Origin of the sequence: Nocardia sp. PE-7, assembly GCF_030486425.1 — a bacterium.
Taxonomy (GTDB): Bacteria; Actinomycetota; Actinomycetes; order Mycobacteriales; family Mycobacteriaceae; genus Nocardia; species Nocardia salmonicida_A.
This window is the reverse complement of the sequence record NZ_CP129614.1, coordinates 3,569,172-3,583,330: the sequence shown is the minus strand read 5'-3', so window position 1 is coordinate 3,583,330 and position 14,159 is coordinate 3,569,172. Positions and strand designations below refer to the sequence as shown.

Annotated in this window: 15 protein-coding genes and 1 pseudogene; 6 read left to right on the top strand and 10 right to left on the bottom strand. The window is 67.3% G+C overall.

The window, feature by feature from the left end; translation table 11 throughout:
- Positions 1-4: 4 nt before the first annotated feature.
- The 4 genes from QX204_RS16905 to QX204_RS16890 all read right to left on the bottom strand — a co-directional run bounded on the left by QX204_RS16905 (position 5) and on the right by QX204_RS16890 (position 3,491).
- Positions 5-1,741 carry a sensor histidine kinase gene (locus QX204_RS16905; RefSeq protein ID WP_301907833.1) on the bottom strand — a complete coding sequence of 579 codons (1,737 nt, stop codon included), beginning with the start codon at positions 1,739-1,741 and terminating at the stop codon, positions 5-7.
- A 40-nt stretch (positions 1,742-1,781) separates the two neighbouring features.
- The gene (locus QX204_RS16900; protein WP_301907832.1) at positions 1,782-2,426 is read right to left on the bottom strand and encodes a response regulator; all 645 of its coding nucleotides are present in this window, start codon (positions 2,424-2,426) and stop codon (positions 1,782-1,784) included.
- A gap of 95 nt (positions 2,427-2,521) precedes the next feature.
- Positions 2,522-3,064 carry a flavodoxin family protein gene (locus QX204_RS16895; protein WP_301907831.1) on the bottom strand — a complete coding sequence of 181 codons (543 nt, stop codon included), beginning with the start codon at positions 3,062-3,064 and terminating at the stop codon, positions 2,522-2,524.
- A gap of 10 nt (positions 3,065-3,074) precedes the next feature.
- On the bottom strand, positions 3,075-3,491 hold the full coding sequence (locus QX204_RS16890) for a hypothetical protein (protein ID WP_301907830.1): 417 nt from the start codon (positions 3,489-3,491) through the stop codon (positions 3,075-3,077).
- A 195-nt stretch (positions 3,492-3,686) separates the two neighbouring features.
- Between QX204_RS16890 and QX204_RS16885 the strand changes: the two genes are divergently transcribed.
- The 3 genes from QX204_RS16885 to QX204_RS16875 all read left to right on the top strand — a co-directional run bounded on the left by QX204_RS16885 (position 3,687) and on the right by QX204_RS16875 (position 6,348).
- Entirely contained in the window at positions 3,687-4,586 is a 900-nt protein-coding gene (locus QX204_RS16885; protein WP_301907829.1) for a universal stress protein, read from the top strand.
- Between the two features lie 63 nt (positions 4,587-4,649).
- On the top strand, positions 4,650-5,123 hold the full coding sequence (locus tag QX204_RS16880) for an RrF2 family transcriptional regulator (protein ID WP_301907828.1): 474 nt from the start codon (positions 4,650-4,652) through the stop codon (positions 5,121-5,123).
- 1 nt (position 5,124) lies between these two features.
- Positions 5,125-6,348, top strand: a complete 1,224-nt coding sequence (locus QX204_RS16875) for a globin domain-containing protein (RefSeq protein WP_301907827.1) — start codon at positions 5,125-5,127, stop codon at positions 6,346-6,348.
- 323 nt (positions 6,349-6,671) lie between these two features.
- On the opposite strand, the gene QX204_RS16870 is transcribed toward QX204_RS16875, so the two are convergent.
- Complete coding sequence (locus QX204_RS16870; protein WP_301907826.1) at positions 6,672-7,580, bottom strand: universal stress protein; 909 nt, start codon at positions 7,578-7,580, stop codon at positions 6,672-6,674.
- A gap of 42 nt (positions 7,581-7,622) precedes the next feature.
- Positions 7,623-8,174, bottom strand: a complete 552-nt coding sequence (locus tag QX204_RS16865) for a flavodoxin domain-containing protein (RefSeq protein ID WP_301907825.1) — start codon at positions 8,172-8,174, stop codon at positions 7,623-7,625.
- Positions 8,175-8,331: 157 nt separating this feature from the next.
- Here QX204_RS16865 and QX204_RS16855 point away from each other — a divergent pair.
- Together QX204_RS16855 and QX204_RS16850 are read left to right on the top strand one after the other, a co-directional pair.
- Positions 8,332-9,245, top strand: a pseudogene (locus tag QX204_RS16855) (ATP-binding cassette domain-containing protein).
- Entirely contained in the window at positions 9,242-10,846 is a 1,605-nt protein-coding gene (locus QX204_RS16850) for an ABC transporter permease (RefSeq protein WP_301907824.1), read from the top strand. Before QX204_RS16855 ends, QX204_RS16850 begins: the two are co-directional and overlap by 4 nt.
- Positions 10,847-10,941: 95 nt before the next feature.
- On the opposite strand, the gene QX204_RS16845 is transcribed toward QX204_RS16850, so the two are convergent.
- From QX204_RS16845 to QX204_RS16830, 4 genes are read right to left on the bottom strand one after another with little or no spacing between them, the layout of a single operon-like run.
- Complete coding sequence (locus tag QX204_RS16845) at positions 10,942-11,442, bottom strand: GNAT family N-acetyltransferase (RefSeq protein WP_301907823.1); 501 nt, start codon at positions 11,440-11,442, stop codon at positions 10,942-10,944.
- Complete coding sequence (locus tag QX204_RS16840) at positions 11,439-12,497, bottom strand: zinc-binding dehydrogenase (RefSeq protein WP_301907822.1); 1,059 nt, start codon at positions 12,495-12,497, stop codon at positions 11,439-11,441. The genes QX204_RS16845 and QX204_RS16840 overlap by 4 nt, the downstream gene beginning before the upstream one ends.
- 17 nt (positions 12,498-12,514) lie before the next feature.
- Complete coding sequence (locus QX204_RS16835) at positions 12,515-13,156, bottom strand: SRPBCC family protein (protein WP_301907821.1); 642 nt, start codon at positions 13,154-13,156, stop codon at positions 12,515-12,517.
- A complete protein-coding gene (locus tag QX204_RS16830; RefSeq protein WP_301907820.1) occupies positions 13,153-13,281 on the bottom strand; it encodes a hypothetical protein in 129 nt (42 codons plus the stop codon). The genes QX204_RS16835 and QX204_RS16830 overlap by 4 nt, the downstream gene beginning before the upstream one ends.
- Positions 13,282-13,657: 376 nt before the next feature.
- Here QX204_RS16830 and QX204_RS16825 point away from each other — a divergent pair, with 376 nt between their 5' ends.
- Complete coding sequence (locus QX204_RS16825) at positions 13,658-14,059, top strand: DUF302 domain-containing protein (RefSeq protein ID WP_301907819.1); 402 nt, start codon at positions 13,658-13,660, stop codon at positions 14,057-14,059.
- The last annotated feature ends 100 nt before the right edge of the window (positions 14,060-14,159 follow it).

Here is a 14,159-nt window from a genome sequence, read left to right as displayed (position 1 = left end):
CGGCTCAGTCCAGCGGTGCTGTCCAGCGCATCTTGGTGCCGCCCTGCGTCTGGGGTTCGATGGTGAACGTGCCGCCCATCTCGGCGGCGCGCGCGGCCAGATTGGCCAGGCCGCTGCGGCGGGTGGTCTCGAGATCGATGCCGGTCCCGTCGTCGGTGACCTCGATCGAGACCTCATCGCGCACAATGAGTTCCACCCCGACGGTGCTCGCCTTCGCGTGTCGCACGACGTTACTGACGGCCTCGCGTAAGACGGCTTCGACGTGGTCGGACAGTGGCGGTTCGAGTACCGTGACCGGTCCGGCCAGCCGCACGGTGGTGCGCAGGCCCGTCTCGTCGGTCATATCGGTGATGATGTCGTGCAGGCGTTTTCGGTAGGTCGAGGAGTCGGTGGCGGTGTTGCTCTGAAGGTCGAAGATCGAGAAACGAATGTCCTGAACGATGGCCTGGATGTCGTCGATGGTCTCGTCGAGACGGCCGCGCACTTCGGTCGATCTGGCCCGCTGCATCGTGCCCTGCAGCGACAGCCCGACGGCGAAGAGTCGTTGGATGACGTGATCATGCAGTCCGCGGGCGATCCGGTCGCGGTCGGCGTAGACGTCGAGTTCACGCATTCGGCGTTGGGTGTCGGCTAGTTGGAGCGCTACGGCCGCCTGGTCGGCGTAAGTGGTCATCAGCGTCTGGTCCATCGCGCTGAGCTGCGCGGCACCGACCGGAAAAACCGAGGTCAAGACGCCGGTGACCGAGCCGTTCGCGCGCAGAGGAAGGGTGAGGACCGGCCCGAACTTCTCGACCGAGCCGAAGATCGGATTGTGGGCGGGGGTATCGGCGGCGACGGTGCGCCCAGACCGGAATGCCTCGGCCGAGTGCGAATCCTCGAGGGGGATGCGCTTGCCGATCAGGCTGTCGGCGTCGACACCGGCGGCGGCGACCACCACGAGTTCGGTGAGTTCGTCCTCGGGGACATCGGGGTCTTCGGGCAGTGCGAGAAACGTGCAGGCCGAACCGGTGAGTGCATGTCCGCGTTCAGCGACGAGTTCGAGTACGTCATCGGTCGGGCTACCGGCCAGCAGTTCGGTGGCCACGTCGCGGATGGCCTCGAGCCATTGTTGGCGAACGCGCGATTCCTCGTAGAGGCGGGCGTTCTCGATCGCGATTCCCGCCGCGGCGGCGAGTGCTTGCACCACCACTTCGTCGTCTTCGGTGAATTCCAGACCGCCAGCTTTCTCGGTCAGATACAGGTTGCCGAAGACCTCGTCGCGGACCTTGACCGGCACACCGAGGAACGTCCGCATCGGCGGATGGTTGGCGGGGAAGCCGACTGACGATGGGTGATCGGAAAGATTGGACAGCCGAATGGGTTTCGGGTCCGCGATGAGTACGCCGAGCACGCCGTGGCCCCGGGGCAGGTCGCCGATGAGTACCCGGGTGCGATCGTCGATCCCCTCGTAGACGAATTCGGAGAGCTGATTGCTCGCCTTGTCGGTTTCTCGGACGCCGAGCGCGCCGTAGCCGGCATCGACGAGTTCGATCGCGGAGTGCACGATGGTGCGCAAGGTGTTGTCCAGATCCAAGCCCGCGGTGACCACGAGCATGGCTTCCATCAGCCGGTCCATCCGGTCACGGACGTCGACGATCTGGGTGATCCGGTCCTGTACCTCGGCGAGTAGTTCTCGCAATCGCAGCTGGGACAGGGTCTCGGTCACCGGAAGCCGACCACTTGCCCCCGACGCGTTGTCCATAGGGTGCATTCTTCCACGCCGACGTGGATGGCGAGGATTGTCATTCGCGCTGTTCACGGCGCAGGTCGGCCGCCATCACCGCGGCCTGGGTCCGGCGCTCGACACCCAGTTTCGTCAGCAATCTGGAGACGTAGTTCTTGACGGTCTTCTCGGCGAGGAACATGCGTGCGGCGATCTGGCGGTTCGTCAGGCCCTCACCCAGCAGCGACAGCAGCGTGCGTTCCTGCTCGGTCAGCGTGGCCAGTGGACCGGTCTTCTCGGCGGCCTCCGAGCGGAGCTTGGCCATCAGGGCGGCGGCGGCGCGGTTGTCGAGCAGTGACTTGCCCTCGCCGACCTCGCGTACGGCGCTGATCAGCTCCAGGCTCCGTATGTCCTTGACGACATAGCCGCTCGCGCCCGCGAGGATGGCGTCGAGCATGGCCTGTTCGTCGGTGAATGAGGTAAGGATCAAACAGCGCAGGTCGGGCTCTGCCGAGAGCAGCTCACGGCATAGTTCGATGCCGTTGCCGTCGGGTAGTCGGACGTCGAGCACCACCACATCGGGGCGCAGTGCGGGGATCCGCGCGAGTGCGTGCGAGCACGATCCTGCCTCCCCGATCACCTCGAGGTCGGGTTCGAGGGCGATCAGGTCGCTGACGCCGCGTCGGACGATTTCGTGGTCGTCGACCAGGAACACCTTGATCATCGGTGACTCTTTCTCGCGTCGGTGTGGGACCTTGTTCCCATCATCCGCTGCTTCGGCGGCCGATAGATCACTGTATTGCTCGAGCGGCACCACGATCACCGCGTTGCCTTCGGTAGCTCGGGCCGGGTGGCGGCCAGCTTTGTGGCCCACGCGGTCGCCCGCTCGCGCTCTCCCGATGTCAAAGGGCCGGTCATGGCGGTGACATAGAAGTCGGTGGGTGCGACGGCGAGCCGGTAGCCCAGGTTCCGCAGCCGTTTGCCGATGCCTTTCGCCGCCGAACCCGGCAGCCACGGGGGATGAGCGACCTTGGTGCCGAACGCGGCGGCTGGGCACGATGACGAAACAGGCAGGGCGGCGTCGAGCCACTCGCGAACGCCGACCTCGGTCTCGATCGGGGCCGTTGTCCGAGTAGCCGCGTCCTGGCGGGTCGTGGCGCGGCTGAGCCCGAAGGCGTGGGTGGGCCCGCCGACGACGAGCAGATCCACCTGCGTTGCTGGACGATTCACCGCGTCGGCGACCGGGCACAGCTGCACCTCGTAGTCGGGGCGAAGACCGTCGGCGATGGCTTCGGCCACCGCGGCGGTATTGCCGAACATGGATTCATAGACGATGAGTGCGCGCACGCCGTTCCCTTTCATCGGTGAGTCTTCAATGGTGACGTGGAGTGCGATGGGTGAGTGGCGGAGCGCCGAGGGTGGCGACAGCGACGGCCAGGATCACGCACACCGGCTGTAGCCAGCTGAGTTCCCGTAATATCAACAGCTGCAACAGGATCCAGCCGATCAGCGCGCAGGCGGCGACCATCGCCGTCTGTGAGAGGTTGCGGTCTGCGTGGGCGGCGGTGACCGCGACGACCGTCATCGGCAGCCCGACCACGAGGGCCAGCATCACCCCGGCCAGGATCGGGCTCTGCCAGGGCAGCCGGCTCTCGGCTGTCGGCCCCAGTGTCAGCGCCCCGGTGATGAGGGCCGACGACCCTGCGAACGCCCACGTCGCCAGGATGCCGGTGATCAGGCACAGGACGGATCGACGAGGGTCGAACCGTCGCAGATAGGTGGACATCATGGGTAAAGCCTCGCGCGTGTGGGCCGGCCACCGGCAGGGCCGAAGGTCCTGCGGGACAGGGACCCGAGTCCCGATCCGGGGCCGATAGGCCCGGCTCCGCGATGACCTTGTCCCCTGATGCCGTGCGCTGAACCGGACGATCCTTGAATCCGAGACCGCGACCGGCCCACAGTCGCGACGACGAGAGGATCGACGATGACCGACAACAAGCAGGGGACGAGCGGACGCGGGTCGGTGCTCGCCGCTGTCGACGGTTCGGCGAACTCCTACCAGGCCGCGGCGTGGGCAGCGGCCGAAGCCACCCTGCATCACCTGCCACTGCACATCCTCACCTCGGGCGCGATACAGACCGGGTTCGGCCCGGGCATGTCACTGGGCGAGGCCGACCTCGAGTGGCTGCGCGTCGACGCCGAACGGGTCGTCGGGGAAGCCGAACGGGTGGCCCGCGCCGCTGTGCCCGACGAAGACCTCGCGATCACCACCGAGGTCAGTTTCGAGTTGGCCGCCCCGCTGCTGATCGAACGTTCGCGATCGGCGCGGATGCTGGTGGTCGGCAGCCGTGGGCTCGGCGCGTTCCAGCGCGGACTGCTCGGCTCGGTCAGCCGCGCGGCCGCCCAGCACGCGCATTGCCCGGTGGCGGTGATCCACGGCATCGCCGCGATCGATCCGGTCTCGGCGGGGCAGCCGGTGCTGGTCGGGGTGGATTGCAGCCCCAACAGCGTGCCCGCGATCGAGGTCGCCTTCGACGAGGCGTCACGTCGCAAGGTGGAGCTGGTCGCGGTACACGCGTTCAGCGACGCCAGCGAGCTCGACCTCCCCGCATTCGGTTGGGAGATGGGCAGGCAATCGGCCGAGGCCGATCTCGCCGAGGCGCTGGCCGGTCACGCCGAGCAGTATCCGGACGTACCCGTGCGACGGATCGTGGTCGCCAATCGCCCGGTCCGCACGCTGGTCGACGAATCGGCGTCGGCGCAGCTGCTGGTGGTCGGCAGCCATGGCAGAGGCGGGTTCTCGAGCATGTTGCTCGGTTCCACGAGCAACGCCCTGCTGCACTCGGTGGAGATCCCGACGATCGTGGTACGCGCCCGGCTGTGAACTCACCGGTTATCCGGCTCACATAATTGGCATTTGAAATACGAATTATCGTACGTTCAGGTCATGCAGCTCACCCGGTTCACCGACCTCGGACTTCGCGTCGTCATGCGACTCGCGGTGGTCGGCAACGGTGATCGTCCAGGCAGCCGCGAGATCGCCGATGAGCTGGCGGTGTCCTACGCCCACGTCGCGAAAGTGATCACCCGGCTGGCAGAACTCGGCGTGGTGGACGCCCGCCGCGGACGCAGCGGTGGCTTGGCCATCACCGACCTCGGGCGCGACGCCTCGGTCGGCTGGCTGGTGCGGCGCCTCGAAGGCGAAGGCGAAGTCGTCGAATGCGAGGGAACGAACCCGTGCCCGCTACGGACCGGCTGCCTGCTGCGGTCGGCGCTGCGCAGCGCCCAGCAGGCCTTCTTCGCGTCCCTGGACACCCTCACCATCGAAGACCTCACCCGAAACCCCACGCGCACAGTGCTGCTCGCCCTACCTCGGGTAGGCGGCGCCAGTGACGAGATCGCCGCGATGAATGGAGAATGACATGCTCTCAGCCACCACGAAGGAAACCCTGCGCGCCACTCTGCCCGCCGTCGGTGCCGCCATCGGCGAGATAACCACCCTCTTCTACCGCAAGATGTTCGCTGCCCAGCCCGAACTCGAACGTGACCTGTTCAACCGCGGCAACCAGCGGCAGGGCGACCAGCAGAAGGCGCTCGCCGGCGCGATCGCCGCCTTCGCCGCGCTGCAACTCGAACCGGATCAGGCACGGGTCGATCTGATCCTGTCGCGGATCGCGAACAAGCACGCCTCCTTGGGAATTCGGCCCGCGCAGTACCAGATCGTGCACAAGTACCTCTTCGAGGCGATCGTCGAGGTGCTCGGCGACGCCGTCACCGCCGAGGTCGCCGCAGCCTGGGACGAGCTGTACTGGCTGATGGCCGAGACGCTGATCGCGATGGAGCGGGGGCTTTACCAGCGGGTGGGTGTCGTCGACGGTGACGTCTGGCGACAGGTGCGGGTGCGCGAGCGGCGTCAGGAATCCGACGACGCCGTCTCCTTTGTCCTCGGTTCGCTCGACGGCGCTGCCTTACCGTCCTTCTCGCCGGGGCAGTACCTCTCCGTGGGCGTTCACCTCGAAGACGGCGCGCGCCAGATCCGCCAATACAGCCTGTCCTCGGCACCGTCGGGCGGGGACTGGCGCGTCACCGTCAAGCGGGTCGATGCCCGTGTTCAGTCGGACGGTTCGACCACTCCGGCCGGCGAAGTGTCGAACTTCCTGTACCGCAACACCTTCGAAGGCGATGTGCTCGACGTGACCACCCCGTTCGGCGATCTCGTGCTCCACGACGACGACGCACCGCTGCTGCTGATCTCCGCGGGCATCGGATGCACCCCGATGATGGGCATGCTCGGCCACCTCGCGGAGACCGCCGACCCACGCCCGATCTCGGTGATCCACGCCGATCGCGCGCCGAGCAGCCATGCCCATCGCGCCGAACTGGCCGAGCTCGTCGACCGGCTGCCGTTCGCTGTCATGCACCGCTGGTACGAGGATCTCGGCGCCCGGCAGCCCGAGACCGGACTCCGGGAAGGCCGCGCCGACCTCGGTGAGATCACCATCGCGGACGGCACTCGCGCATACCTGTGCGGGCCACTGCCTTTCATGCTTGCCGTGCGAGAGACACTGCTGGACAAAGGCATCGCGTCCGAGAACATCCACTACGAGGTCTTCGGACCGGATCGCTGGGCGCCCGCTCTGACCTAGGGGCAACCAGGGGATTCACTGTGGCGAAGTGACGGATCGTCGGCGTGTAGACCCACACCGGCGATCCTCGTCGGTGCCGGAGCCGACCGCCGCGAGCGCCTCGCCGGTGTACGCAGCCAGGTCGCGGGCGTCTCGCCGGTGGCGGTGAGAACGGCCAGGCGTGCGTGGTCGGGCAGAGCGTCCCGGTGTCGTTTCCTCCGAGCCCCCCGACCCGGGCGAGCTCGGACTCCGAGATCAGCGCGCCGGGCGGAACACCTTACGGTGTGCCCGGATGGCCTGCCCACCGACGCAATTCGGCGCGGCGGACGAAACCTATCGGCGTCTCAGTCCTGGTGCACGACCATCACAGGGCATTCGGCGTGCTGCACCAGCCAGTTGCTGGTCGAACCGAGGAGCAAGCCACGGAATCCACCTCGGCCCCGACTGCCGACGACCACGAGCTGTGCGGTCTTCGACCATTCGGCCAGCCGTTCGCGGGCCCCGAAGACCTCGACTTCACGCCGTACCGTGACATCGGGAAACTGCTCGCTCCAACCGGCCAGCCGTTCGGCCAGCAGGGCAGCCTCGGCGGTCTCGAAGGCGGCGATCGGCAGCGACAGATAACTGGAGCCGCCGAACTCGCCGCCCGAGAGGTCACTCCATGCGTGCACGGCGACCAGTTCGGCGCCGCGTAGCGAGGCTTCGGCGAACGCGGCGCCGATGGCGGGTTCCCCGACACTGCTGCCGTCGACACCCACGACCACCGGCCCGGTCAGCCGGTTCGGGTCGGGCCCACGCACGACTACCACGGCCCCGTGCGCGTGCGATGCCACCGCGAGCAGTGTCGAACCCAGGTGCGCGATAGAGCCTGCCCGCGCCGCCGCCCCGACCACGACCAGGTTCGCCTGCGCCGATGCCGCGATGAGAGCACGGGCGGGGTTGGCGTGGGTGAGCTCGGTGGTCACGGTGACCTCGGGTGCGGCCTCTCGCGCGTCGCAGTCGGCGATGGCGATCACCTTCTCGGCAGCGTGCTGGAGATCTTGCATAGTGGCGAAGATGAACGCGTCGTAGGCGCTACGCGGAGTTCCCTGCGGGATCGGCCCGGTGCAGTGCACGATGTGCAGCGCCCGCCCGCGATCGGCGGCGGTGCGGGCGGCCCAGCGCACCGCGGCTATCGATCCGGGCGAGCCGTCGGCTCCGACGACTACCGCGGCGGCGCTGTCGCGGTGCGGGGTTTCGCTGTGCTCGGTCATGTGTTGCCTTCCTGGCTGGTGCGGTGCGGCGGGGGAGCGCGATCAGGGATGGACGACAGTGACCGGAGCGCGTTCCAGCATGAGCGCGTCACCGATCCCGGTCGACCATTCGCGCACTGCCCGCCAATCGCGCAAGTCGCCGTAGCGGGCGCCGCCGAGCATTCGGTACATGGTCCTGGCGCGCCACGAGACGCCCTCGCGTTCGTACTGGCCTGCGAACGGGGTGTAATCGCGGGGATGCAGCGTGCGGATCGCGGCGGCGATCTTGGGTGGGACCTGCCGCCCGACCCAGCGCCCGATCGGTCCGCGCAGCGCGGGGCCGAGTCCGACGCTGAACAACCAGATGTCCTTGTCCGCCAGGGTATTCCGGTTGTTGCGAAGGTAAGCGCAGGCCTCGGGCAGCAGATCCATGTTGTGGATCGCGCTACCGATGACAAGGGTGTCCAGACCCGACAGGTCGGGTGCGTGTTCGATGTCGTGCAGTTCGGCGCGTGCACCACGGGCGACGAGATCGTCCCAGACGAACTCGGCGATATCGCGGGTCGAGCCCTGGGCGGTGGCATACAGAACGGCGATGCGGGGTGTGGTGGTCATGGTGTCAGCATCGCGTGAGTGCACAGCTGCGGATCAGAGCCGTCATGCCCGCAACCAAGGGACCAATGGCACCGCCGGCGGCAACGGTGACCAAAGCGGGACGGGCTGGGACTTTCGGCTCTGCCGGCGAGTAGCGCGACCGGGAAACGATCGAGCGATGACCGACGACGCTGCCATCTCCATTGCCGGGCTGACGAAATCCTTCGGCCGCACGCGGGCCCTCGACGCACTCGACCTGACCGTTCGCGTCGGCGAGGTGCACGGATTCCTCGGGCCCAACGGCGCGGGGAAGACGACGACTATTCGCGTTCTGCTCGGGTTGATTCGCGCCGATGTGGGGACGGTACGGGTGCTGGGGCGCGATCCGGGGCAGACGCGGTCGCGGTGCACGCCCGGCTCGCCTGTGTACCGGGGGAAGTCACGCTCTGGCCGGGCCTCACCGGTGGTGAGACGATCGATCTGCTCGCGAAGCTGCGCGGTGGTATCGACCCGCGTCGGCGTGCCGAGTTACTCGCCCGCTTCGAACTCGACCCGACGGTGAAGGCCCGCGCCTACTCCAAGGGCAACCGCCAGAAGGTCGCCCTGATCGCCGCACTGGCCTCGGACGCGGAACTGTTGTTGTTCGACGAACCGACCGCGGGCCTGGATCCGTTGAAGGAAGCCGAGTTCCAGAGCTGTGTTCGCGAACTGGTGGCGCAAGGCCGCACGGTTCTGCTGTCGAGCCATCAACTCGCCGAGGTCGAGGCGTTGTGTGACCGGGTCAGCATCCTCCGCAACGGCCACACCGTCGACAGCGGCTCGCTCGCCGAACTGCGACATCTGCAGGCCACTTCGATCAGTGTGGAAACCGATCGGCCCGCCGCCGCGCTCGCTGCCGTGGCGGGCGTGCGCGGGCTGACCGTAGATGGAAGCCACGCTCGCTTCGAAGTCGAGCCCGTGCATTTCGACGGCGTGCTGCGCGCACTCGCCGACCTCGGTGTGCTCGCCATGACCAGTACCAAGCCGACCCTCGAGGACATCTTCCTTCGCCATTACGCGGTCGAGTCCGGCGTGCCGGCAGGTGTGGCGTGAATACCGCGACCGCCTCCTCGCCGACAGCGGGAGTCAGCACGCTGGCGCGCTTCGCGCTGCGCCGCGAGCGGTTCGCGCTGCCGTGGTGGCCGCTCGGGATCGGCGCCTTGATGGCGTTGCAGTCGGTGAGCAGCCAGAACTTCTACGACTCGCCTGCCAAGCTGGCGCAGTTGCGCGCCACCATGAGCGCCGACGCCGCGATCGTCGCGATGGGCGGACCGACGAGATTGCTCGAGACCGTCGGCGGCGAGGTGCTCTTCGAGATCTTCGCCTATCTCGCGATCGTCGTCGCGTTGATGAACATGTTCGTGATCTGCAGGCACACGCGCTCCGACGAAGAGGCTGGGCGCACCGAGCTGATCAGGTCGTCACGGGTGGGACCTCAGGCGTCGGTCATGGCGGCCCTCATCGTCGCCGTGATCGCGAATCTCGGTGCGGCGCTGGTAGTTTTCGTCACCGCGGCGGCGACCGGGCTACCCGTGGTCGGTGCGGCCCTGGCCGGGGCAGCGATCGCGGGTCTCGGATTCACCGTCGCCGCGGCGACGACTGTCGCGGCACAGGTCTTCGAGAATCCGCGCAGCGTCTACGGGGCGATCAGCGCGTCGGTCGCCGCGGCGTATGTGCTGCGTGCGGTCGGTGATGTGGGAAACGACGCGGTTGCGTGGATCTCGCCGATCGGGTGGGGCCAGCGCACGTACCCCTTCGTCGACGATCGGTGGTGGCCGCTGCTGTTGTTCGTCGCGATGTCGGCGGTGCTGATCGCGGTGGCGTTCGCGTTGTCGCGGCGGCGGGATCTCGGTGCCGGGCTGTTCGGGTACCGGACTGGTCGCGCGACGGCATCTCGCCTGCTCGGCTCACCGGCCGGTCTCGTGTGGCGCCTGCAACGTGCGACCGTACTCGGTTGGTGTCTCGGGGCTTTCGTGCTCGGTGCCGCCTACGGATCCTTCGCCGACAGTATCGAGCAGTTCCTCGCCGACAACCCCGAGATCGCCGGCTATCTGACGGGAACCGCGCACGATGCGGTCGATTCCTATCTCTCGCTCACGCTGTCGATCATCGCGCTGCTGGCTGCTGCCTACGGGGTGTCGGGTGTGCTGCGCGCACGGTCCGAAGAGAACTCGGGACGAGCGGAGATGGTGCTGGCGGCGCCGGTCGGCCGCGTGCGATGGCTGTCCGGATATCTCGCGACGGCGATGTCCGGCAGTGCTCTCGTGCTGGTGGCCGGAGGGCTGGGTGATGGGCTGGCCTACGGCATCACTGTCGGCGATCCACTGCAGTCCGTGCGCCTGGCCGCGTCGGCCCTCGGTTATGTCTCCGCGGTGTGGGTGATCGTGGCGGTGACGGCTGTCGCCGTCGGCTGGGTACCGCAGCACGCAGGTGCGGTGTCGTGGCTGTTCTACACCTATGTAGTCGTTGCGCTGATCTTTGCCGAAGCGTTCGAGCTGCCCGAGTGGTTCCCCGCCATTTCCCCCTTGCGCTACATCGCGCTCGTCCCGCTGGAGGATTTCGATCCACTGGTGAGCCTGGTGCTGCTGGCGGTAGCGGCGGGAGCGACCGGAATCGCCTGGGCCGGGTGCGGGCGCCGCGACCTCGGACGATGAAAGGACGACCCGGACGGTTCCACGACCGACCGGAATGAAGCCTGGTGGCACGAGGCCCGGCCGGAATCGGCCGGGCACTGACAAGTACCGGCCGTCTACTGTGCGACGCCCAGGGTCGAACGCTTCCGCAGGTGGAATGCGATCCGGATGACGCCATCGCCGCGGTGGGCCGAGATCGGGAGGTCGGATTCGACGATGAGCCGCATGGCTGTGGAGTTCGTCGGCACCTCGGCGATGAACCGGTCGAGGCCACGGGCGCGGCCCTGCTCGGCGAGCCGATGGAACAGGTCGGTGCCGATGCCGTGGTGTTGTCGACCGGCGGCGACGACCATGGCGAGCTCGGCGCTGACGCCGTCGCCGAGGACGACGAAATTCGCTACGCCGACGAGATTGTCGTCGAGGAAGGCGCCGACAGCACAGCACGTGCGATCGCTCGACACGATCGAGCCGACCACTCGGTCGAGGTCCTCGGGTGGTGGTGCGAAGAACCGGAAATAGCTGTCGGTTCCCGCGAGGTCGGCGTGGAGTTCGAGCACCGTGTCCCGGTCGGCGGGGCGGAGTTCGCGGAAGGTGATACTCGACGTCGCGGTGGTCATGGCTGTCCTGCCTTCACCTGGGTGACGGTGACTTTCAACGCGCCAGTTTCCGCGGCACGCGCGAAAGTGTCGTAGGCGACGGCGAATTCGCCCATCTCGAACCGGTGGGTGATCATCGGGGTGGGATCGAGATGCCCGGATCGGATCAACTCGATCAGGCGCGGTATCGAGTCGGTGTCCACCAGACCGGTGGTGATGGTCAGATCCCGGCTCCACAGTTTCTCGAGATGGAGCGAGACGGGTGCGCCGTGCACCCCGATATTGGCGACGTGACCGCCGGGACGCACGAGATCGACGGCCAGTTCGAAGGTTTCGGGTACACCGACTGCCTCCATCGCCACATCGGCACCCCGACCACCGGTGAGCTCGGCGACCCTGGCGCGCACATCGTCGCGACGGCTGTCGAGCACCGGCTCGGCGCCGAGTTCGTGCGCGGCCGCCAATCGGGTGTCGGCGAGATCGATGACGATGATGCGGCTCGGGCTGTAGAGCTGCGCGGTGATGACCGCGGCCAGGCCGATCGGTCCCGCGCCGACGATGACAACCGTGTCACCGGGCCGCACCCTGCCGTTGCGGACGCCGACTTCGTAACTGGTGGGCAGGATGTCGGCCAGCATGAGCATCTGCTCGTCGCTGATACCGGGCGGGATCGGGTGGGTCGACATATCGGCGAACGGCACGCGCACCGATTCGGCATGGGTGCCGTCGATTTCGTGGCCGAGCAGCCATCCGCCGCCGCCGGTGCACAGCCCGTAGCGAGCCTCGCGGCAGGACGCACAGCTTCCACATGTGGAGATGCACGACACGAGAACGCGATCGCCGACCCGGAGGGTGCGCACAGCGCTGCCGACGGCGGCAACGGTACCGACGGCCTCGTGCCCGAGAATCCGTCCGCGCTCGACCTCGGGGAGGTCACCCTGGAGAATGTGTAGGTCGGTCCCGCAGATGGTGGCGGTGTCGACGGTGACGACGGCGTCGGTGCTGTCGAGGATCACCGGATCGGGGACCTCGCGGCGGTGCGGACTTCCTGGACCGTCGTAGACCATGGCGAACATCGAAGACTCCTTTCGGATCAGAATGCGCTCTGACTGATGACCATGTGCTCGGCACGGGTTCGGATGCCCGAGAGCATCTTTCGCTCCATGATCAAGCTGCCCGGTTCGCCCACGAGCCGGGTGAACAACCGTGAGGGCGGCGATGCCCCGATCAGCGAGATGAGATTGCGGCTGATCAGCCGGGTACCAGCTGGTTCGGGGTAGAGGTGGAATGACCAGACCCCGTTGCCGTCCTCGGAGCCGAACACGAGCGACCGGTCGGCTTCGAGCACTTCGATACGCATCCGGGGGCCGTTCGTGGCGAGCGCGATCACGTCGCCGAGTGCCGGATGCTGGAATTCGGGCAGGATCTCGTCGGCGCTGTGCATATCGAGGCCGAGCAGGTTCTCGATCCAGTCGTAGCTATACGCGCCGCCGCGCCCGGGGCCGATCTGCACGAGCCACGGCCAGATCGCCGCCGGGTCGGTCGCCACGGTGATCGCCCTGGTTGTTCGAATATCAGGGTCGGCGAGCAATTCGTCGCCGGGCAGTGTTCGTTCCGCTTCCTCGCGGGTCGCGCCCCAGGTCGCGCACCGTTTGCGCAGGAGAACCGAATACCCGAGCCCGAGTCCGGCGACGTAGGTCGCGATACCGATGGCGAGAGCCGTGGCGTTCTTCATCGCGGGTCCTCGACCGACGGGTGCGGGACCGGGCCGGGCGCGATGTCTGCCGTCTCCGATCCATGGGTGCCGACGACGACGGATGTGGCGAGCTCGTGCGAGTAGCGGATGAGCCGAGTGCTCATGATGAGTGCCCCGATCGAAGTGTGAGGTGCGCGGATACCTCGACGGTAGAAACCGCCGCGCCGGCGTACTGCTGGCGTAGGTCCCTGACAGAAGGGCCGATCGGACCTACTTTCGATATCGATCGCACACACCTGGGACTCGGGTGGGTTGGGCCTGCGCAGCCTGTCGCCGGTGCTCGGCGTGTGCGAGGCTGGAATCGGTAGCGATCGACGTCGGCGAGCGGGCCGGCATCGCTGTGGTACTCGATCGGTTGCTGTGCGCGCACGGCCGGCTCGCCGGGGTCGTCACCAAGATCGAGGCCGGTCGGGCCCTGATGACCGAAGAAGAAACTCGAGAAGCTGTTCCCACCTCAGCCTGACGAAAGGGGAGTCGGTCATGGACCTGGCTCTGTCGACCACGCTGCACACCACCTTCGACGACGCGATCGCACGCACCCGGACGGCGCTGGCCGATCAGGGATTCGGCATCTTGTCCGATATCGACATGCGCGCGACGATGAAAGCCAAATTGGGCGAGGAGATGGAGGACTATCGAATCCTCGGCGCCTGTAATCCGCCGCTGGCCCATCGCGCCGTCGACATCGACCGCCAGATCGGTCTGCTGTTGCCCTGCAACGTCGTCGTGCGCAGTGACCGCACCGAGGCAGATACTGTCATCGTGGAGGCCATGAACCCCGAGTTGATGGCCCGCGTCACCGGCGAGCCCGCTTTGGATCCCGTCGTCGCCGAGGCCACCGCGCGCCTGCGCGCGGCGATCGACGCGCTCGCCGACAGCTGAACCGGCGAATCCTCGAGCGCACCCCCGCCCACCTGTATCGGGAGCGCGTGTCCGACTCTGATACCTACTTCGACCCATAACGAGGAGTCACCCATGTGCT